The sequence below is a fragment of the Pseudomonas arsenicoxydans genome, assembly GCF_900103875.1.
GTDB lineage: Bacteria > Pseudomonadota > Gammaproteobacteria > Pseudomonadales > Pseudomonadaceae > Aquipseudomonas > Aquipseudomonas arsenicoxydans.
The window spans coordinates 1,883,321-1,901,333 of record NZ_LT629705.1 but is presented as its reverse complement, the minus strand read 5'-3'; the positions used below and the strand labels follow the sequence as shown (position 1 = coordinate 1,901,333).

Here is an 18,013-nt window from a genome sequence, read left to right as displayed (position 1 = left end):
GATTTTGGACACCTCAATCGGGCGCTATGATGGCGCCCAAATCTGAGGTGTTTGGATATGCGTAAATCTTATTCAAGTGAGTTCAAACTCAAGGCTGCCAGCATGGTGCTGGACGAGGGGCAGTCGGTTCCCGAGGTCTGTGCCAGTTTGGATATTGGCCCTACGGCCTTGCGCCGCTGGGTCGATCAAGTTCGCAAGGAACGCTTGGGCTCGACTCCGGTGGGAGCCAAGGCGATTACCGCGGATCAGCGAGAGATTCAGGAACTTAAAGCCTTGCTCAGGCAAAGAGACCGGGATATCGAAATCCTAAAAAAGGCCAGTGCTCTCCTGCTTTTGGACGCCAAAGATCACTCTCGTTGATCTGTGAGCTGGGCGAGCAGTACGGCGTTAACGATTGCTGTCGTGTGTTCGGAATAAACCGCAGTAGCTTTTACGCATGGCGTCAGCGCCAAGGCAAAGTGAGCCCTAAGCGAGAGAAGCTCAAGGCCATACTGGTCAAGCACCACAGGGCGTCGAGAGAGTCTGCGGGCGCTCGTACCTTGGCTAAACAGCTGCAAGCCGGCGGGCATGATGTCGGGCGGTTCATGGCTCGCAGCTTGATGCGAGAAGCAGGCATTGTCAGTCGTCAACGCCGGCGCCATAAGTACAAGTCACCCGGCGTGGAAGCTTTGGTGGCACCGCATGTGCTCAAACGCAAGTTTGATGTTACGGCGGTCAATCAGGTGTGGTGTGGGGACGTGACGTACATCAAAGTCGGCAAGCGTTGGCTGTATTTCGCGGCGGTTCTGGACTTGTTCGCTCGCCGGATCGTGGGCTGGTCGTTTTCGATGATCTCCGATGCCACGCTGACCTGCGAAGCCCTGCGGATGGCGATTGAACTGCGTGGTCGCCCAAAAGACGTACTGTTTCACTCCGACCAAGGTTGCCAGTACACCAGCCATAAATTCAGAAATGAACTGCTGGAACATGGACTCCGGCAGAGCATGAGCCGTAAAGGCGAATGCTGGGACAACGCTCCGATGGAGCGTTTCTTTGGAAGTTTGAAATCAGAGTGGGTGCCAGAAGCAGGCTACGGATCGGAACATGAGGCCCGAGCGGATGTGCAGCGCTATGTATCGCGCTACAACATCACCAGGCCGCATAGCTACAACGACTATCGGTCACCAGTCGCCAGGGAGAAGTTGGCGGCGTGAAACCTTAATCGGTGTCCAAGATTACTTGACCAGTTCAAGCCCGCTCCCACATGTGATCGCATTCTCATTAAAAAACGCATTCCCTGTGGGAGCGAACCTGCTCGCGATTGGAGCGACTCGGTCTTGAAACCTACTTCTCAGGCATCGGCATGGGGAACGGCATGACATTGCCGACCGCGCCGCGGGCTTCGCTGATTTTTGGCGTGCCCAGACGCTCGACTTCGTCGATGCGCACAATCGAATGCATCGGCACAAAACTGCGCACAACGCCTTCAAATTGAGCCTTGAGCTTCTCTTCGCTCGGGTCGACGACCACTTGTGTGCGCTCGCCAAAGACGAACTCTTCCACTTCCAGGAAGCCCCACAGATCACTTTGATAGATCTGCTTGGCATACATTTCGTACACCTGGCCCTGATTGAGGAAAATCACCTTGTAGATTGGAGCTTCACGTTTGGTCATGGTGGGCGAGCAACACATCAGGGGATAAAAATGAGGGCGCGAACTATAGCATAGCCGCCGGACGCACAGCGGTAGGAACCTTGGGACATGTTCCCTATAATGCGCGGTTCTTTGAATCACGTGATGACTGTATCCATGGCCAAGAAGCTTTACATCGAAACCCACGGTTGCCAGATGAACGAGTACGACAGCTCGCGCATGGTCGATCTGTTGGGTGAACATCAGGCCCTGGAAGTGACCGCGCGCGCTGAAGACGCCGACGTGATCCTGCTCAACACCTGCTCCATTCGGGAACGCGCCCAGGACCGGGTGTATTCCCAACTCGGCCGCTGGCGCGAACTGAAACTGGCCAACCCGGACATGGTGATCGCCGTCGGCGGTTGCGTGGCCAGCCAGGAAGGCGCGGCCATCCGTGATCGCGCACCGTATGTCGACGTGGTCTTCGGCCCGCAGACCCTGCATCGCCTGCCGGAAATGATCGACGCCGCACGCGCCACCAAGCTGCCGCAAGTCGACGTCTCGTTCCCGGAGATCGAAAAGTTCGACCATTTGCCAGAACCGCGCATCGATGGCCCGAGCGCTTATGTGTCGGTCATGGAAGGTTGCAGCAAGTACTGCACATTCTGCGTGGTGCCTTACACCCGCGGTGAAGAAGTCAGCCGCCCGTTCGACGACGTGATTGCCGAGATCATGCATCTGGCGGAAAACGGTGTGCGGGAAGTGACCCTGCTGGGTCAGAACGTCAACGGCTACCGTGGCACCACGCACGACGGGCGTCTGGCGGATCTCGCCGAGCTGATCCGGGTCGTGGCCGCCGTCGATGGCATCGACCGGATTCGCTACACCACCTCGCACCCGCTGGAGTTTTCCGACAGCCTGATCCAGGCCCACGCCGACGTACCGGAGCTGGTCAAACACCTGCACTTGCCGGTGCAATCGGGTTCGGACCGGATCCTCGCGGCGATGAAGCGCAACCACACCGCCCTGGAATACAAATCCAAACTGCGCAAGCTGCGGGCCGCTGTGCCGGGGATCTGCATCAGCTCGGACTTTATCGTTGGCTTCCCGGGCGAGACCGAAAAAGATTTCGAACAGACCATGAAGCTGATCGAAGACGTCGGCTTCGACTTCTCCTACTCGTTCGTTTATAGCCAGCGCCCGGGTACTCCGGCCGCAGACCTGGCTGACGAAACCCCAGAAGCGCTGAAAAAAGAACGCCTGAACGCACTGCAACATCGCCTGAACCAGCAAGGTTTCGAGATCAGCCGACAAATGGTCGGTTCGATCCAACGGATTCTGGTCACCGATTATTCGAAAAAGGACCCCGGCGAACTGCAAGGCCGGACCGAGAATAACCGGATCGTCAACTTCCGCTGCGACAATCCCACGCTGATCGGCCAGTTCGCCGACGTGCACATCGACGCCGCACAACCGCACTCGCTGCGGGGTTCGCTGATCGAGTGACACCACAGCCCCTTGTAGTAGCGAGCCTGCTCGCTCCTACAAGGGGCTGCGTTTGGCGCTGGATTATTTAAGAGCTTTCGCACCCAGCCCTCTGGCGTTATCCTTGATTTCATCTTAATTGCCCCAGGGCGGCTAAATACGACCTTGAACGCACCCATAGAACCACATCGTTTTATCCTCGAGCCCTTTGAGGCTCGCCGCTTCGCCAATCTGTGCGGGCAATTCGACGAGCATTTGCGCTTGATCGAACAGCGCCTGACCATCGAGATCCGCAACCGCGGAAACCAGTTCGAACTGATCGGCGAGCCCAAACACACCACCTCCGCGGAAAACCTCCTGCGCCGTCTGTACCGGGAAACCAAGGGTACCGAGCTGTCGCCGGACATGGTTCACCTGTTCCTGCAGGAATCGGCCGTCGAAGAGCTGGACAACGTCTCCCCCGCCGAACCCTCCGTCGCCCTGCGCACCAAAAAAGGCATGATTCGCCCTCGCGGCTTGAATCAGCTGCGCTATGTGAAGGAAATCCTCGGCAACGACATCAACTTCGGCATCGGCCCGGCCGGTACCGGCAAGACCTATCTTGCCGTTGCCTGCGCGGTAGACGCGCTGGAACGCGAACAGATCCGGCGCATCCTGCTGGTGCGCCCGGCGGTTGAGGCGGGCGAAAAGCTCGGCTTCCTGCCTGGCGACCTGTCGCAGAAAATCGACCCGTACCTGCGCCCGCTGTATGACGCACTCTACGAAATGCTTGGCTTCGAATATGTCGCCAAGCTGATCGAGCGTCAGGTGATTGAAGTTGCGCCACTGGCATACATGCGCGGTCGCACGCTGAACAACAGTTTCATCATCCTCGACGAAAGCCAGAACACCACCGTCGAACAGATGAAGATGTTCCTGACCCGAATCGGCTTCGGCTCCACCGCGGTCATCACCGGTGACATCACCCAGGTCGACTTGCCGAAAGGCACCAAGTCCGGGCTGCACCATGTGATCGAGGTACTCAAGGACGTGCCGGGTATCAGCTTCACCCATTTCATGCCTAAAGACGTCGTGCGCCATCCGTTGGTGCAGCGCATCGTCGAAGCTTACGAGCGCTTCGAGAATCGCGTGGCTGATGAACCGGCGAAGTTCTCGCCCAAGGACACTCGCCACGATGCTTGAGCTTGATCTGCAACTGGCTACCCAAGCGCCAGCTCCAACCGAAGCCGATTTCCGCCAATGGTGCGAACTGGCTCTGCGCCAGCGCACGGCCGACTCCGAGATGACCATTCGCCTGGTCGACGAAGCCGAAGGCCGCGAGCTGAACAAGACCTGGCGACAAAAGGATTACGCCACCAACGTCCTGTCATTTCCTGCCGATGTGCCGGATGAGTTCCTCGACATCCCGTTGCTGGGCGACCTGGTCGTCTGCGTGGCGGTGGTCGAACGTGAAGCCGCCGAACAAGGCAAGGAACTAAAGGCCCACTGGGCCCATCTGGTCATTCACGGTTGCTTGCATCTGTTGGGTTACGACCATATAGATGACGACGAAGCCGAAGAAATGGAAGCACTGGAACGAACGTTGCTTGCAGAGTTGGGCTATCCCGACCCGTACGCGGACGACGAAACCGACACATCCCCTATCGTTACAACAAAGGATTCAGAGTAATCGCTATGAGCGAAGATCGATCGAGCAACGGGCAGAAGTCTTGGCTGGGTAAACTGACCCAGGCTTTTGCCCACGAGCCGAAGAACCGCCAGGAGTTGCTGGAGCTGCTGCGCGACGCACACCAAAACAAACTGCTGGACAGCGAAGCGCTGGCCATCGTCGAAGGCGCCATCCAGGTCGCTGACCTGCAAGTGCGGGACATCATGGTCCCGCGTTCGCAGATGATCAGCATCAAGGCGACCCAGACACCTCGCGAGTTTTTGCCTGCCGTGGTCGACTCGGCCCACTCCCGTTACCCGGTCATCGGCGAAAGCCACGATGACGTGATGGGCGTGTTGCTAGCCAAGGACTTGCTGCCGTTGATCCTCAAGGAGAACGGCGACAGCTTCAACATCAAGGACCTGCTGCGCCCGGCCACCTTCGTGCCGGAGTCCAAGCGCCTGAATGTGCTGCTGCGTGAATTTCGCGCCAACCACAACCACATGGCCATCGTCATCGACGAATACGGCGGCGTGGCCGGCCTGGTGACCATCGAAGACGTGCTGGAACAGATCGTCGGCGACATCGAAGACGAGCATGACGTCGAAGAAGACAGCTACATCAAGCCATTGCCCAGCGGTGATTTCCTGATCAAGGCGCTGACGCCGATCGAGAACTTCAACGAGTTCTTCGACAGCGAGTTCTCCGACGATGAGTTCGACACGGTTGGCGGCCTGGTGATGAGCGCGTTCGGGCACTTGCCAAAACGTAATGAAATCACTGAAATCGGCCCTTATCGCTTTCGCATCCTGAACGCCGACAGCCGTCGGATTCACTTGCTGCGCCTGACTCCTATTGCACGCTAAGGACTGACATGCTCCGCGTAACCCGCCCCGGCTGGCCCGGTAATCTGCTGGCCGTGGTGGCCGGTGCAATCACCACCCTGGCGTTGGCGCCGTACGATATCTGGCCGCTGGCGTTGCTGGCGGTCGGTTTCTTCTATGCCGGCTTGCGAGAACTGAGCCCCCGTCAGGCCCTGGGCCGTGGCTGGTGTTTCGGTTTCGGCCTGTTTGGTGCCGGCACCAGCTGGATCTATTACAGCATTCACAACTTCGGTGGCGCCTCGATGCTGCTGGCCGGGATGCTGATGCTCGCCTTCACCGCAGCGATTGCCTGGTTCTTCGCCCTGCCCGCCTGGATCTGGGCGCGCTGGCTGCGTCGCAACGAAGCGCCACTGGCCGATGCCTTGGCATTTGCCGCGTTGTGGGTCGCCCAGGAAGCCTTTCGTGGCTGGTTCCTCACCGGTTTTCCGTGGCTCTACTCCGGTTACAGCCAGCTCGACGGCCCGCTGGCCGGGCTCGCGCCAATCGGCGGGATGTGGCTGATTTCCTTCGCCCTGGCCCTGACAGCCGCGTTGATCTGCAACGCCATGCGCCTGGTTCGTGCGGGACGTAGAGGCTTCATCGCCGCGGGCGTGTTGCTGCTACTAGGCCCTTGGGTCGCCGGCATGGCATTGAAAGAACACGCCTGGACCAGCCCGGCGGGGCCGGCGCTGAGCGTCGCCGCCATTCAGGGCAATATCGAACAAAGCATGAAGTGGGACCCGGCACAGCTCAACGCGCAGCTGGCGCTGTATCGCGACATGAGCTTCAGCTCCAAACGGGTCGACCTGCTGATCTGGCCGGAAACCGCTGTTCCTGTGCTCAAGGAGTCCGCCGAGGGCTACCTGAACATGATGGGGAATTTCGCCGCGGACCGTAAGACTGCGCTGATTACCGGTGTACCGATTCGCCAGGAAGTGCGTCACGAGAAGCGCTTCTTCAACGGCATCACCGTTGTTGGCGAAGGCGATGGCACTTACCTCAAGCAGAAACTGGTGCCGTTCGGCGAATACGTTCCGTTGCAGGACGTACTGCGCGGGCTGATCGCCTTCTTCGACCTGCCGATGTCCGATTTTGCCCGTGGTCCGTCTGACCAGCCAATGCTGCAAGCCAAGGGTTACCAGATTGCGCCGTTCATCTGCTACGAAGTGGTGTACCCGGAGTTCGCCGCCAGCCTCGCCGCTCGCAGTGACTTGCTGCTGACCATCAGTAACGACACCTGGTTCGGCACCTCCATCGGTCCGCTGCAACACTTGCAGATGGCGCAGATGCGCGCGCTGGAAGCGGGCCGCTGGATGATCCGTGCCACCAACAATGGCGTTACCGGCCTGATCAACCCGTTCGGTCAGATCACCGCCCGGATCCCGCAGTTCGAACGCGGCATCCTGTACGGCGAAGTGGTGCCGATGCACAACCTGACGCCTTACCTGCAATGGCGTTCGTGGCCGCTGATCATCCTTTGCGTGCTGTTGTTTGGCTGGGCACTGGTGGCGAGCCGGATGGCCAAGACCGTCTGAAACTGCTCAGCTTGATCGTTCCCACGCTCTGCGTGGGAATGCATCCCGTGACGCTCTGCGTCACAGCATCAGAAGCGGACGCAGAGCGTCCATGGCGGCATTCCCACGCGGAGCGTGGGAACGATCAGCGGTAAAACATCCAATACCCGAGCTGTCCTACTGCTTCATTCAACAACTGCCCGCTCTGCCAGATCGATTTAAATTCCGGCATCCAGCCGCCCAGCGGCCGGGCATTGTCCACGCCTAAAAATCCCACCGGCGCGGGCACCACTTCAAATCCGGCCTGGCGGAAACTCCAGACCGATCGCGGCATGTGCCAGGCCTGCGTGACAACAACCACCCGCTTGATCCCCTCCGGCAGCAGCACCTGAGCGCTGAACTGCGCGTTTTCCCATGTCGTGCGACTGCGCCCTTCCTGCCAACGCACGGTCACGCCGAAATCATCGAACATCGAGTCCGCCATCATTTTTGCTTCGGTAGGCGGCGTGCCGTAATGCAGGCCGCCACTGGTGAGAACGGGCAACCCGGACGCCTTCGCCAAACGTGCGGCATAACGTTCCCGCTCCAGACCGATCCCCGTCGGCTGATCGGCGCCCCAGGCGATATCGCCACGCTCACGCCCGGAACCCAGCAACACAATTGCGTCAGCGCGCTGGCTCAGGGTTGACCATTCGTAACGCGCCAACGGCGGCTGACTCTCCAAGGCCTTCGCGCCCCACTGCACGACCACCGGCAGACTCATCAGCCAGAAGCCGCCCGCCCCCAAGACAAAACACACCGCCGCAAGGCGTGGCCTTGAGCGGCGAAACCACCACGCAAGAACCAGCAACAGCAACAGAATGCCGGGCGGCAATAGAAGTTGTTTCACGAAATAGCGAAAAGGCATCGAGCATCTCCATAAGATGCCCGAAGCCTAAGTGGGTTGACGCAATGCGACAACAAATGCGGAAGGACTATGCTTCAAAAAACCGTAATTTGTGGTGTGGAGCCGTTATTTGAATTGCAGCGACCGGACCTTTTCCGCGCCACTGCCAGGTGTTTTTTCCTTAAGCCAGATGATCTTGGCCGAACGCGGTGCATCGAGTTGCTTCACTGCTGCTGACAAGCATCCGTGCGTCTCACGTTCACTACGGTCCAGATAAGCTTTGACCAAGGCAAACTCTGCGGGACTCAATCCACGCAGTTCCAGCTCCAGGGGACGCTCATCGCGTAGCCGACCAGCGGTTTTTGCAGCGTCCAGAGCCATCCCAAGACGATCAATCAGTCTTTCGTACAGCTCAGGCTTCGTGACTTTTTGCTGTGACTCAACCATCCCTCACCTCATTGAAGATAAGACTCACTCCCCATTTAGAGCTTAGCTTCCATGAACAAACCGGCTGAGTGCCGCGACCAACGGCCCTCGCAGGGCAAATCGGGCAACGCCTGCGTGCAATCAGGGTTTCCCTCGGTAGAGCGCGGTCATGTATGCTACGGCGCTTCCTGTAACTCCACTTCCAGCTCGCCTGGGCACCGAAACGCCGATTTGGCGTCGTCACCGTCCAGCGTTGCATTGAAGAGGATTAGGCCACCCCTATTCAGTTCAAAAGTAGCCATGCACGAACAATATCAGCCCCGTGAAATCGAAGCCGCCGCCCAGTCATTCTGGGACGAGCAAAAGTCCTTTGAAGTCAGTGAACAGCCAGGCAAGGAGACTTTCTACTGCCTGTCGATGTTCCCTTACCCCAGCGGCAAGCTACACATGGGGCACGTGCGCAACTACACCATCGGCGACGTGATCTCCCGCTATCAGCGCATGCAAGGCAAAAACGTTCTGCAACCAATGGGTTGGGACGCCTTCGGCATGCCGGCGGAAAACGCCGCAATGAAGAACAACGTAGCGCCCGCAAAGTGGACCTACGAAAACATCGCCTACATGAAAACCCAGCTGCGCAGCCTGGGCCTGGCGGTGGACTGGTCACGCGAAGTGACCACCTGCAAACCTGACTACTACCGCTGGGAACAATGGCTGTTCACTCGCCTGTTCGAAAAAGGCGTGATCTACAAAAAAAGCGGCACCGTGAACTGGGACCCGGTCGACCAGACCGTCCTGGCCAACGAACAGGTGATCGACGGTCGCGGCTGGCGTTCCGGCGCGCTGATCGAAAAACGCGAAATCCCGATGTACTACTTCAAGATCACCGCCTACGCGGATGAGCTGCTGGAGAGCCTGGACGAACTGACTGGCTGGCCTGAACAGGTCAAGACCATGCAGCGCAACTGGATCGGCAAATCCCGCGGCATGGAAGTGCAGTTCCCGTACGACGTCGATTCCATCGGTGAAACCGGCGCGCTGAAAGTCTTCACCACCCGTCCGGACACCCTGATGGGCGCGACCTACGTTGCCGTGGCCGCCGAGCACCCCCTCGCCGCCCTCGCGGCGCAGAACAACCCTGAGCTGCAAGCGTTCATCGCTGAATGCAAAGGCGGCAGCGTCGCTGAAGCCGACGTCGCCACCCAAGAGAAAAAAGGCCTGCCAACCTCGCTGTTCGTCGAGCACCCGCTGACCGGTGAGAAACTCCCGGTGTGGGTCGCCAACTACGTGCTGATGCACTACGGCGACGGCGCGGTCATGGCTGTACCGGCGCACGACGAGCGTGATTTCGAATTCGCCACCAAGTACCACCTGCCGATCAAGTCCGTGGTGCGCACCAGCGCAGGTGATACCAACCCGGCTCCGTGGCAGGACGCTTACGGCGAACACGGCACGCTGATTAACTCCGGCGAGTTCGACGGCCTCGACTTCGCTGGCGCGTTCGACGCCATTGAAGTGGCGCTGATCAAGAAGAACCTCGGTGCCTCGCGCACCCAGTTCCGCCTGCGCGACTGGGGCATCAGCCGTCAGCGCTACTGGGGCTGCCCGATCCCGATCATCCACTGCACCTCCTGCGGTGATGTGCCGGTCCCGGAAGATCAACTGCCCGTCGTACTGCCGGAAGACGTGGTGCCGGATGGCGCCGGTTCGCCGCTGGCCCGCATGCCTGAGTTCTACGAGTGCGCTTGCCCGAAATGCGGCGCACCGGCCAAGCGTGAGACCGACACCATGGACACCTTCGTCGAGTCCTCGTGGTACTACGCCCGTTACGCCTCGCCGCACTATGAAGGCGGCCTGGTGGAAAAATCGGCGGCCGACCATTGGTTGCCGGTGGATCAATACATCGGCGGTATCGAACACGCCATTCTTCACCTGCTCTACGCGCGCTTCTTCCACAAGCTGATGCGTGACGAAGGCCTGGTGAGCTCCAACGAGCCGTTCAAGAACCTGCTGACCCAAGGCATGGTGATCGCCGAGACTTACTATCGTCGCGAAGCCAATGGTGCCTACACCTGGTTCAACCCGGCGGATGTGGAACTCGAACGCGACAGCAAGGCCAAGGTTATCAGTGCCAAGCTGATCGCAGACGGCCTGCCGGTTGAAATCGGCGGCACCGAGAAGATGGCCAAGTCGAAGAACAACGGCGTCGATCCACAGTCGATGATTGACCAGTTCGGCGCGGACACCTGCCGCTTGTTCATGATGTTCGCTTCGCCGCCTGACATGAGCGCGGAATGGTCCGATTCCGGCGTAGAAGGTTCGCACCGTTTCCTCAAGCGCGTCTGGCGCCTGGCGCAAGCACACGTTACGCAAGGCCTGCCGGGCAAACTGGACGTCGCCAGCCTGAACGACGAGCAGAAAGCCGTTCGCCGCTCGATTCACCTGGCGATCAAGCAGGCCAGCCACGACGTCGGCCAGAACCACAAATTCAACACCGCCATCGCCCAGGTGATGACGCTGATGAACGTGCTGGAAAAAGCCGCGCAAGGCACCGAACAGGATCGCGCACTGCTTCAAGAAGGCCTGGAAGCCGTGACCCTGCTGCTGGCTCCGATCACTCCGCACATCAGCCACGAGCTGTGGCATCAACTGGGTCACGCCGACCCTGTTATCGATGCTGGCTGGCCGGTGGTGGACGAAACCGCGCTGGTGCAGGACAGCCTGACGCTGGTTATCCAGGTCAACGGCAAGCTGCGTGGCCAGATTGAAATGCCGGCCACCGCGACCCGCGAAGAAGTCGAAGCCGCTGCCCGTGTCAACGAGAACGTGCTGCGCTTCGTCGACGGCCTGACTATTCGTAAAGTGATCGTAGTGCCCGGGAAACTGGTCAATATCGTCGCCAGCTAAATTGGATCAGGCGCCTGGTATGCCGGGCGCCGCGTAAAACCTTTCGGGCCGCATGATCGGCCCACCTGGTTTCAAGGGGAGCAACAAGATGATCAAACGCAATTTGCTGGTGATGGGCCTCGCAGTCCTGTTGAGCGCCTGCGGTTTCCAGCTGCGCGGCACTGGCACCTCCGAACTGGCGATCAAGGAACTCGACCTGAGCGCCCGCAACGCTTACGGCGAAACCGTGACGCAACTGCGTCAGGTCCTGCAAAGCAGCGGCGTCAAGGTTTACACCGGTGCACCGTACAAACTGGTGCTGACTGACGAGCAGGAAAGCCAGCGCATTCTGAGCTACGCCGGTGCCGGTCGTACTGGCGAATACCAGGTGACCACCGTGCTGAACTACGACATCCGTGGTGCACACGACCTGCCGTTGATGAGCGACAAGCTTGAAGTGCAGAAAATCTTTCTCCACGACGGCAACAACTTGGTGGGTTCCGATCAGGAAGCGAGCACTGCCAAGGTGGAAACCCGGCGCGAACTGGTTCAACGCATGATGCTGCGCCTGTCACAGCTGACTCCGACTCAGTTGGACCAGCTGCAACAGACTGCTGACGCCAAGGCCAAGGCCGAAGCCCAGGCACTGGAAGCCGCGCAGAAGGCTGAAGCGGAAACCCCGCGTCAGTCGCCCGTCCAAATTCCGCAGCAATAAGACTTACGGGGCGCTCAAGCGCCCCGTTCGCCCTCTCTTATGAAACTTGCCCCCGCCCAACTCGCTAAACACCTGCAAGGTCCGCTTGCACCCGTCTATATCATCAGCGGCGATGACCCGTTGTTGTGCCAGGAAGCCGCCGACGCTATCCGCGCCGCCGCTCGCCAGCAAGGCTTTGATGAACGCCAGGTCTTCTCCGCCGACGCCAGTTTCGACTGGGGCACGCTGCTGCAGGCCGGTGCCAGCATGTCGCTGTTTGCCGAAAAGCGTCTATTGGAACTGCGCTTGCCATCCGGCAAACCCGGTGACAAAGGCGCCGCCGCGTTTATCGAGTACTGCGCGCGCCCGGCCGAAGACACGGTGCTGTTGATCAGTCTGCCCAAGCTGGACGGCAGCGCGCAAAAAACCAAGTGGGGCAAGGCGCTGGTCGAAGGTCAGCAGACGCAGTTCGTGCAGATCTGGCCGGTGGATGCCAACCAGTTACCGAGCTGGATCCGTCAACGGCTTTCCCAGGCAGGGCTTTCGGCTAGCCAGGATGCGGTCGAACTGATCGCTGCGCGGGTCGAAGGCAATCTGCTGGCCGCTGCCCAGGAAATCGAAAAGCTCAAACTGATGGCCGAAGGTGGCCAGATCACCGTCGAAACCGTGCAAGCCGCAGTGGCCGACAGTGCCCGTTTCGATGTCTTCGGCCTGACCGACGCGATTCTCAATGGCGAAGCCGCCCATGCGCTGCGCATCCTCGAAGGGTTGCGCGGTGAAGGTGTCGAACCACCGGTGATTCTCTGGGCGCTGGCCCGGGAGCTGCGCCTTTTGGCCAACCTGTCGTTGCAATACAGCCAGGGCGTGCCGCTGGACAAAGCCTTCAGCCAGGCCCGACCGCCGGTCTGGGACAAACGCAAACCGCTGATGAGCAAAGCCCTGCAACGCTACTCGGCGCCACGCTGGGCGCAGTTGTTGCTGGAAGCCCAGCGTATCGATGCACAAATCAAAGGCCAGGCTGCCGGGTCGCCATGGATGAGTTTGAGTCGGTTATCGTTGTTGATGGCGGGCCAACGATTGTCGTTGCCTGCTGAGTAAGGTCAAAAGATCGCAGCCTCGTTGCACTCGACAGCTCCTACATTGGAATGCGTAACCCTGTAGGAGCTGTCGAGTGCAACGAGGCTGCGATCTTTTGATCATGCTTCCTACAAATCAAATCCGAATTTCCCCTCTAGACAGCCCCTCAACTTCGGCAGATGATTTGCACCGCAAAACCCTCTGACTTGAGAGCACCCATCATGAGCAAAAAGCCATCTAAAAGTGGCCCCAACAAGGCCAAATCCATCATCGCCCAGCCACTGTTCCGCAGCCGTCAGGAACGAGCCGGCAAGGGCAAAGGCAGCTACCGCCGCGAAGCCTTCCAGTCTAATAGCTGGGAGGCTTCTTACTTTCTGGCGGCCTGAAAGGCAAGCGACCGCTCAACATGTTAAGGTCTTCACCTGATTCGTATTCCCTGGACCTGTGCATGCCCCTTCGTCTTTCCCGTCGCTGGCCCTTACGCCAACTGATTGCTGCTTCCAGCCTCATACTACTTGTCGCCTGCGCGGAAAAACCGACCGCCGCGGACGCCCAACCGCTTCAGACCCTTCCCGTCGCGACAGCCCCTGCGGTCATTCCGCCCGTGGTGCCTGCCGATGAAAACCTCGACATCCAGCCCACCCAGACCTTCGCTGAATGGCAGGCGGGTTTTCGCAAAGAGGCGCTGGCTGCCGGGATTCGCGCTGACGTGTTCGACCGCGCTTTCGCCAATGTCAGCTTCGACGAGAGCGTGATCCGCGCCGACCGCAGCCAACCGGAATTCGCACGCCCCGTGTGGGAATACCTTGATGGCGCCCTTTCGCCGCTTCGGGTACGCAAAGGCCAAACACTGGTCAACCAATACGCCGACATTCTGCAAAGCATCGAACAGCGCTATGGCGTCGACCGCCAGGCGCTGGTGTCGGTGTGGGGCATGGAGAGCAATTTCGGACAGTTCCAGGGCACCAAGTCGGTGATCAACTCCCTGGCAACCCTGGCCTATGAAGGCCGGCGCCCAGGCTTTGCTCAGGCGCAATTGATCGCCGCCCTGCAGATCCTGCAACAAGGCGACATCACGCCAGAGAAAATGCTCGGTTCCTGGGCCGGCGCCATGGGCCAGACCCAGTTCATCCCGACCACCTACAACACCCACGCCGTGGATTTCGATGGCGACGGTCGCCGCGACATCTGGGGCAGCCCCGCCGATGCATTGGCTTCGACCGCGCATTACCTGCAAAGCTCCGGCTGGCAGAAAGGCCAGCCGTGGGGTTTCGAAGTGCAGCTGCCAGGCACTTTCAACTATGTGCTGGCCGATGGCATCCTGCGCAAGAGCGTTGCCGAATGGCTGCAACTAGGCGTCTCGCTTCCCAATGGCGCCCAGGTTCCGGCGGGCTCCGAACACCTGTCAGCCGCCCTGCTGCTGCCGGCCGGTTATCGTGGCCCGGCGTTCCTGGTGCTCGACAACTTCCGCGCGATTCTCAAGTACAACAACTCCTCGTCCTATGCGCTGGCCGTGAGCCTGTTATCCGAGCGATTCACTGGTGGAGGTTTGATCAGCGGCACTTGGCCAAAAGATGATTTGCCGCTGAGCCGTACCGAACGTATCGAACTGCAAAGCTTGTTGAGCGCGCAGAACTACGATGCAGGCACGCCGGATGGCATCATTGGTGCCAACACCCGCAAAGCGATCCGCAGCGCACAGCAGTCGTTTGGCTGGCCAGCGGATGGGTATCCGACGCACAAGTTGCTGGAAGGACTGCGTAACCGCTAAAAGCATCGTCGGATCGCCGCCCCGAGCAAGCTCGCTCAGGTCGGCGATCCGATGATGACTGACTAACAAGCGACAACCAACTAGCGCTTGACCACCACGTCCTGCTCCAACACCAACTCCTTCTTCCCCGCGTCCAATCGAACCAGCGCCCCCATCGGCAACGTCAGGTTCGGATCGCAATGCCCGCTACGCCACCCGGCCAGCACCGGTATCCGCAACGGTTCGAAGGTCTGCTTGAGCAAACGCTCCAGCGCCGCTGTATCAACACCCGCAACGTCCCCCACCAGAACGCCGCGCAACTTGCCCAGGGTGCCCGCCAGGCGCAGATGGGTCAGCAGACGGTCGATGCGATACAGCGGCTCGTTGACGTCTTCAATGAACAGGATGACGCCCTCGGCCTCTATCTCGAACGGTGTACCCATCGTCGCGGCGAGCATCGACAGATTGCCCCCCAGCAAACGTCCGTGAGCAATGCCCGGCTCGATTGTGGTCAGCGGGTAAGCCGCCGGATGCGACAGCACACTGCCGGCCTTCACCTGCCCTCTGAGCATGTTGAAAAACGAAGACTCCGTCGGTTTTTGCTTTTCGCCCAGCAAATCGGCATTGAGCAGCGGCCCGTGAAAGGTCACGAATCCGGCGTAACGGCTGATCGCGACATGCAGCGCGGTGATGTCGCTGTAGCCAATAAACGGTTTCGCATTGTTTTGCAGCAACTCGAAATCGATACGATCGAGCAAACGCGGCGTGCCATACCCCCGCGCAGGCAAATGATGGCATCGACCTCGGTATCAGCGAACGCCGCGTGCAAATCATTGAGCCGGACATCGTCGCTTCCGGCCAGGTAGCCATCCTGCTCGTACACGCCGGGGAACACGCGCAGCGCATAACCGCGAGCACGCATCCAGGCAACGGCCTTGTCGGTATCCAGCCCGGCAGGCCCCGCAGGCGCAATCACGCCGATCAAGCCTTGCGAAGGCAACGCCGGGACGGGTTTGTGAGGGTAAAGCGTGTGAGTCGGTCGAACGGTCATCCATGAATCTCCCTGCGCAAAAAGCTTCAGCACACAGTAGTCAGGAACGGGGACAAACAGAAGAGGTTCAGTTGCCGTGGGCAAGGCAAAAAAACGCCCGCAAGGTCAGAAACCTCGCAGGCGCTTTTGCTTACTCGCTGTGGATCAGGACGACATCAGCTCGGCCTTGACCAGCTTCGCCTGTTCGTCTGCGTGGTACGAGGAACGTACCAGCGGACCGGAAGCGACGTTCTTGAAGCCCATCTTGTAACCTTCCTCGGCGAACCAGGCGAAGGTATCCGGGTGCACGAAACGCTGGACCGGCAAGTGACTGCGGGACGGTTGCAGGTACTGGCCCAGAGTCAGCATGTCGATGTCGTGCTCGCGCATGCGCTTCATGACTTCGATGACTTCTTCGTCGGTTTCGCCCAGGCCCAGCATCAAGCCGGATTTGGTCGGAATGTGCGGCATCATCTGCTTGAAACGTTGCAGCAGGGTCAGCGACCACTGGTAGTCCGAACCCGGACGCGCAGCCTTGTACAGGCGCGGCACCGTTTCCAGGTTGTGGTTGAACACATCCGGCGGCTCGGCAGCGGTGATTTCCAGCGCGACGTCCATACGGCCACGGTAGTCCGGGACCAGGGTTTCGAGCTGAACATTCGGCGACAGCTTGCGGATCTCGCGGATGCAGTCGGCAAAGTGCTGGGCACCGCCGTCGCGCAGGTCGTCGCGGTCAACCGAGGTAATCACCACGTACTTGAGCTTGAGGTCGGCGATGGCGATGGCCAGGCTTTCTGGCTCATTGACGTCCAGTGGCTTCGGACGACCGTGGCCAACGTCGCAGAACGGGCAGCGACGGGTGCAGATGTCGCCCATGATCATGAAGGTCGCGGTGCCACCGGAGAAGCACTCACCCAGGTTCGGGCAGGACGCCTCTTCGCAAACACTGTGCAGCTTGTGTTTGCGCAGCAGCGCCTTGATGCGGTCGACTTCCGGGGAAATCGGGATGCGCACGCGAATCCAGTCAGGTTTCTTCGGCAGTTCGGTGGTCGGAATGATCTTCACCGGGATACGTGCAACCTTCTCGGCGCCGCGCAGCTTGACGCCGGCTTCAACCTTGGCACGCGGGGCCGGACGCTCGGTAACATCAAGCGTCGGGATCATGGTTTGCACTGCATCAGTAGTCATATCAGTCGATTCCGCCCGTTAGGGTCGTCTGCTCAGCATAGTCGAGGTGTTTGACGAGCTGCGCGCGCAGCCGGGCACTTACCTCGGCAAATTCAATCGATCCTGCGTGATCGCTCAGCTGGGTCATTGCCAGCCCGGCGTAACCGCAGGGATTAATCCGTCGAAACGGTTCCAGGTCCATATCCACGTTCAGGGCCAGGCCATGAAAGGAACAACCGTGGCGGATCCGCAGGCCCAGGGAGGCAATTTTTGCCCCCTCGACGTAGACACCCGGCGCGTCTGGCTTGGCGTTGGCAGTAACGCCATAGCTGGCCAGCAACTCGATCAGGCAGTGTTCCATGCGGGTGACCAGGTCACGCACGCCGAAACCCAGCTTGCGAACGTCGAGCAACAGGTAGGCCACCAATTGGCCGGGACCGTGATAAGTCACCTGACCGCCGCGATCGACCTGCACCACCGGGATATCCCCCGGCAGCAACAAGTGCTCGGCTTTGCCGGCCTGGCCCTGGGTGAACACAGGAGGATGTTCAACCAGCCAGATCTCGTCCGCGGCATTGCTGCCGCGTTCGTTGGTGAAGCGCTGCATGGCATGCCAGACCGGCTCGTAAGCCATCTGACCCAGCTCGCGAAAGCCCAGCGTGCCGGGCATCACAACACCATGTGCACGAAGCCGGTAGCCCGCAGTTCGCTGTTGATGTTGTACAGCTGGTCCTGATCGGTGGCGACGATGTGCAACTGAATCGTGGTGTACTTGCCGTTGGTGCTTTGGCGCTCATCAACGCGCTCATCGTTGACTGTCGCGTGTTTCTTGACGATCTCGATGATCCTGTCTTTGTTGCCTGCACCCGTATCGCTGATCACCTTAACCGGGTAATCAACATTGGGGAATTCGATCTTAGGCGCCTTTACTTCGGTATCGGTCATGGCGTAACGGCCTCGTAAGCGTAAGCCGTGG

At 59.7% G+C, this 18,013-nt stretch carries 18 protein-coding genes and 1 pseudogene; 12 read left to right on the top strand and 7 right to left on the bottom strand.

Annotated elements, in window-relative coordinates; translation table 11 throughout:
- Positions 1 to 57 precede the first annotated feature (57 nt).
- Together BLQ41_RS30825 and BLQ41_RS08690 are read left to right on the top strand one after the other, a co-directional pair.
- Positions 58 to 360 carry a transposase gene (locus tag BLQ41_RS30825; protein ID WP_231997079.1) on the top strand — a complete coding sequence of 101 codons (303 nt, stop codon included), beginning with the start codon at positions 58 to 60 and terminating at the stop codon, positions 358 to 360.
- Entirely contained in the window at positions 357 to 1,193 is an 837-nt protein-coding gene (locus BLQ41_RS08690) for an IS3 family transposase (RefSeq protein WP_231997078.1), read from the top strand. Before BLQ41_RS30825 ends, BLQ41_RS08690 begins: the two co-directional genes overlap by 4 nt.
- 130 nt (positions 1,194 to 1,323) lie before the next feature.
- On the opposite strand, the gene BLQ41_RS08685 is transcribed toward BLQ41_RS08690, so the two are convergent.
- Positions 1,324 to 1,653, bottom strand: coding sequence for a DUF1820 family protein (locus BLQ41_RS08685; protein ID WP_007894425.1), 330 nt, complete (start codon positions 1,651 to 1,653; stop codon positions 1,324 to 1,326).
- 135 nt (positions 1,654 to 1,788) lie between these two features.
- Between BLQ41_RS08685 and miaB the strand changes: the two genes are divergently transcribed.
- The 5 genes from miaB to lnt all read left to right on the top strand — a co-directional run bounded on the left by miaB (position 1,789) and on the right by lnt (position 7,142).
- Complete coding sequence (gene miaB / locus BLQ41_RS08680; protein WP_167360473.1) at positions 1,789 to 3,117, top strand: tRNA (N6-isopentenyl adenosine(37)-C2)-methylthiotransferase MiaB; 1,329 nt, start codon at positions 1,789 to 1,791, stop codon at positions 3,115 to 3,117.
- Between the two features lie 144 nt (positions 3,118 to 3,261).
- A complete protein-coding gene (locus BLQ41_RS08675) occupies positions 3,262 to 4,278 on the top strand; it encodes a PhoH family protein (RefSeq protein ID WP_090179503.1) in 1,017 nt (338 codons plus the stop codon).
- Positions 4,271 to 4,765: an rRNA maturation RNase YbeY gene (ybeY, locus tag BLQ41_RS08670; protein ID WP_090179501.1), complete on the top strand. Its 495-nt coding sequence runs from the start codon at positions 4,271 to 4,273 to the stop codon at positions 4,763 to 4,765. The genes BLQ41_RS08675 and ybeY overlap by 8 nt, the downstream gene beginning before the upstream one ends.
- Before the next feature lie 5 nt (positions 4,766 to 4,770).
- Positions 4,771 to 5,610 carry an HlyC/CorC family transporter gene (locus BLQ41_RS08665; RefSeq protein WP_045062079.1) on the top strand — a complete coding sequence of 280 codons (840 nt, stop codon included), beginning with the start codon at positions 4,771 to 4,773 and terminating at the stop codon, positions 5,608 to 5,610.
- A gap of 8 nt (positions 5,611 to 5,618) precedes the next feature.
- Complete coding sequence (gene lnt / locus BLQ41_RS08660) at positions 5,619 to 7,142, top strand: apolipoprotein N-acyltransferase (RefSeq protein ID WP_090179497.1); 1,524 nt, start codon at positions 5,619 to 5,621, stop codon at positions 7,140 to 7,142.
- A 124-nt stretch (positions 7,143 to 7,266) separates the two neighbouring features.
- Here lnt and BLQ41_RS08655 read toward each other — a convergent pair whose 3' ends face one another.
- Complete coding sequence (locus tag BLQ41_RS08655) at positions 7,267 to 8,028, bottom strand: YdcF family protein (protein ID WP_090179494.1); 762 nt, start codon at positions 8,026 to 8,028, stop codon at positions 7,267 to 7,269.
- Between the two features lie 105 nt (positions 8,029 to 8,133).
- Positions 8,134 to 8,454 (bottom strand): hypothetical protein, encoded by a 321-nt coding sequence (locus BLQ41_RS08650; protein WP_090179490.1) that lies wholly within the window; start codon positions 8,452 to 8,454, stop codon positions 8,134 to 8,136.
- Between the two features lie 279 nt (positions 8,455 to 8,733).
- Between BLQ41_RS08650 and leuS the strand changes: the two genes are divergently transcribed.
- From leuS to BLQ41_RS08625, 5 genes are all read left to right on the top strand, one after another.
- Positions 8,734 to 11,340 (top strand): leucine--tRNA ligase, encoded by a 2,607-nt coding sequence (leuS, locus tag BLQ41_RS08645; protein ID WP_090179487.1) that lies wholly within the window; start codon positions 8,734 to 8,736, stop codon positions 11,338 to 11,340.
- Between the two features lie 88 nt (positions 11,341 to 11,428).
- On the top strand, positions 11,429 to 12,034 hold the full coding sequence (locus tag BLQ41_RS08640) for an LPS-assembly lipoprotein LptE (RefSeq protein WP_090188415.1): 606 nt from the start codon (positions 11,429 to 11,431) through the stop codon (positions 12,032 to 12,034).
- Between the two features lie 39 nt (positions 12,035 to 12,073).
- Positions 12,074 to 13,111, top strand: a complete 1,038-nt coding sequence (holA, locus tag BLQ41_RS08635) for a DNA polymerase III subunit delta (RefSeq protein WP_090179484.1) — start codon at positions 12,074 to 12,076, stop codon at positions 13,109 to 13,111.
- Between the two features lie 200 nt (positions 13,112 to 13,311).
- On the top strand, positions 13,312 to 13,476 hold the full coding sequence (gene arfA, locus BLQ41_RS08630; RefSeq protein ID WP_090179482.1) for an alternative ribosome rescue factor ArfA: 165 nt from the start codon (positions 13,312 to 13,314) through the stop codon (positions 13,474 to 13,476).
- A 62-nt stretch (positions 13,477 to 13,538) separates the two neighbouring features.
- Positions 13,539 to 14,861 (top strand): lytic murein transglycosylase, encoded by a 1,323-nt coding sequence (locus BLQ41_RS08625; RefSeq protein ID WP_090179479.1) that lies wholly within the window; start codon positions 13,539 to 13,541, stop codon positions 14,859 to 14,861.
- 80 nt (positions 14,862 to 14,941) lie between these two features.
- Here BLQ41_RS08625 and BLQ41_RS08620 read toward each other — a convergent pair.
- From BLQ41_RS08620 to BLQ41_RS08605, 4 genes and pseudogenes are all read right to left on the bottom strand, one after another.
- Positions 14,942 to 15,891: pseudogene (locus BLQ41_RS08620) on the bottom strand (S66 peptidase family protein).
- 144 nt (positions 15,892 to 16,035) lie between these two features.
- The gene (gene lipA / locus BLQ41_RS08615; RefSeq protein ID WP_090179476.1) at positions 16,036 to 17,058 is read right to left on the bottom strand and encodes a lipoyl synthase; all 1,023 of its coding nucleotides are present in this window, start codon (positions 17,056 to 17,058) and stop codon (positions 16,036 to 16,038) included.
- Between the two features lies 1 nt (position 17,059).
- Complete coding sequence (lipB, locus tag BLQ41_RS08610) at positions 17,060 to 17,707, bottom strand: lipoyl(octanoyl) transferase LipB (protein WP_090179474.1); 648 nt, start codon at positions 17,705 to 17,707, stop codon at positions 17,060 to 17,062.
- A complete protein-coding gene (locus BLQ41_RS08605; RefSeq protein WP_090179472.1) occupies positions 17,707 to 17,982 on the bottom strand; it encodes a DUF493 domain-containing protein in 276 nt (91 codons plus the stop codon). Before BLQ41_RS08605 ends, lipB begins: the two co-directional genes overlap by 1 nt.
- Positions 17,983 to 18,013: the final 31 nt, after the last annotated feature.

Coding starts and splice junctions, on each gene's coding strand:
- BLQ41_RS30825 (WP_231997079.1), top strand. CDS start 58: ATGCGTAAATCTTATTCAAGTGAGTTCAAACTCAAGGCTGCCAGCATG.
- BLQ41_RS08685 (WP_007894425.1), bottom strand. CDS start 1,653: ATGACCAAACGTGAAGCTCCAATCTACAAGGTGATTTTCCTCAATCAG.
- miaB (WP_167360473.1), top strand. CDS start 1,789: ATGGCCAAGAAGCTTTACATCGAAACCCACGGTTGCCAGATGAACGAG.
- ybeY (WP_090179501.1), top strand. CDS start 4,271: ATGCTTGAGCTTGATCTGCAACTGGCTACCCAAGCGCCAGCTCCAACC.
- BLQ41_RS08665 (WP_045062079.1), top strand. CDS start 4,771: ATGAGCGAAGATCGATCGAGCAACGGGCAGAAGTCTTGGCTGGGTAAA.
- lnt (WP_090179497.1), top strand. CDS start 5,619: ATGCTCCGCGTAACCCGCCCCGGCTGGCCCGGTAATCTGCTGGCCGTG.
- BLQ41_RS08655 (WP_090179494.1), bottom strand. CDS start 8,028: ATGCCTTTTCGCTATTTCGTGAAACAACTTCTATTGCCGCCCGGCATT.
- BLQ41_RS08650 (WP_090179490.1), bottom strand. CDS start 8,454: ATGGTTGAGTCACAGCAAAAAGTCACGAAGCCTGAGCTGTACGAAAGA.
- leuS (WP_090179487.1), top strand. CDS start 8,734: ATGCACGAACAATATCAGCCCCGTGAAATCGAAGCCGCCGCCCAGTCA.
- BLQ41_RS08640 (WP_090188415.1), top strand. CDS start 11,429: ATGATCAAACGCAATTTGCTGGTGATGGGCCTCGCAGTCCTGTTGAGC.
- holA (WP_090179484.1), top strand. CDS start 12,074: ATGAAACTTGCCCCCGCCCAACTCGCTAAACACCTGCAAGGTCCGCTT.
- arfA (WP_090179482.1), top strand. CDS start 13,312: ATGAGCAAAAAGCCATCTAAAAGTGGCCCCAACAAGGCCAAATCCATC.
- BLQ41_RS08625 (WP_090179479.1), top strand. CDS start 13,539: ATGCCCCTTCGTCTTTCCCGTCGCTGGCCCTTACGCCAACTGATTGCT.
- lipA (WP_090179476.1), bottom strand. CDS start 17,058: ATGACTACTGATGCAGTGCAAACCATGATCCCGACGCTTGATGTTACC.
- lipB (WP_090179474.1), bottom strand. CDS start 17,707: ATGCCCGGCACGCTGGGCTTTCGCGAGCTGGGTCAGATGGCTTACGAG.
- BLQ41_RS08605 (WP_090179472.1), bottom strand. CDS start 17,982: ATGACCGATACCGAAGTAAAGGCGCCTAAGATCGAATTCCCCAATGTT.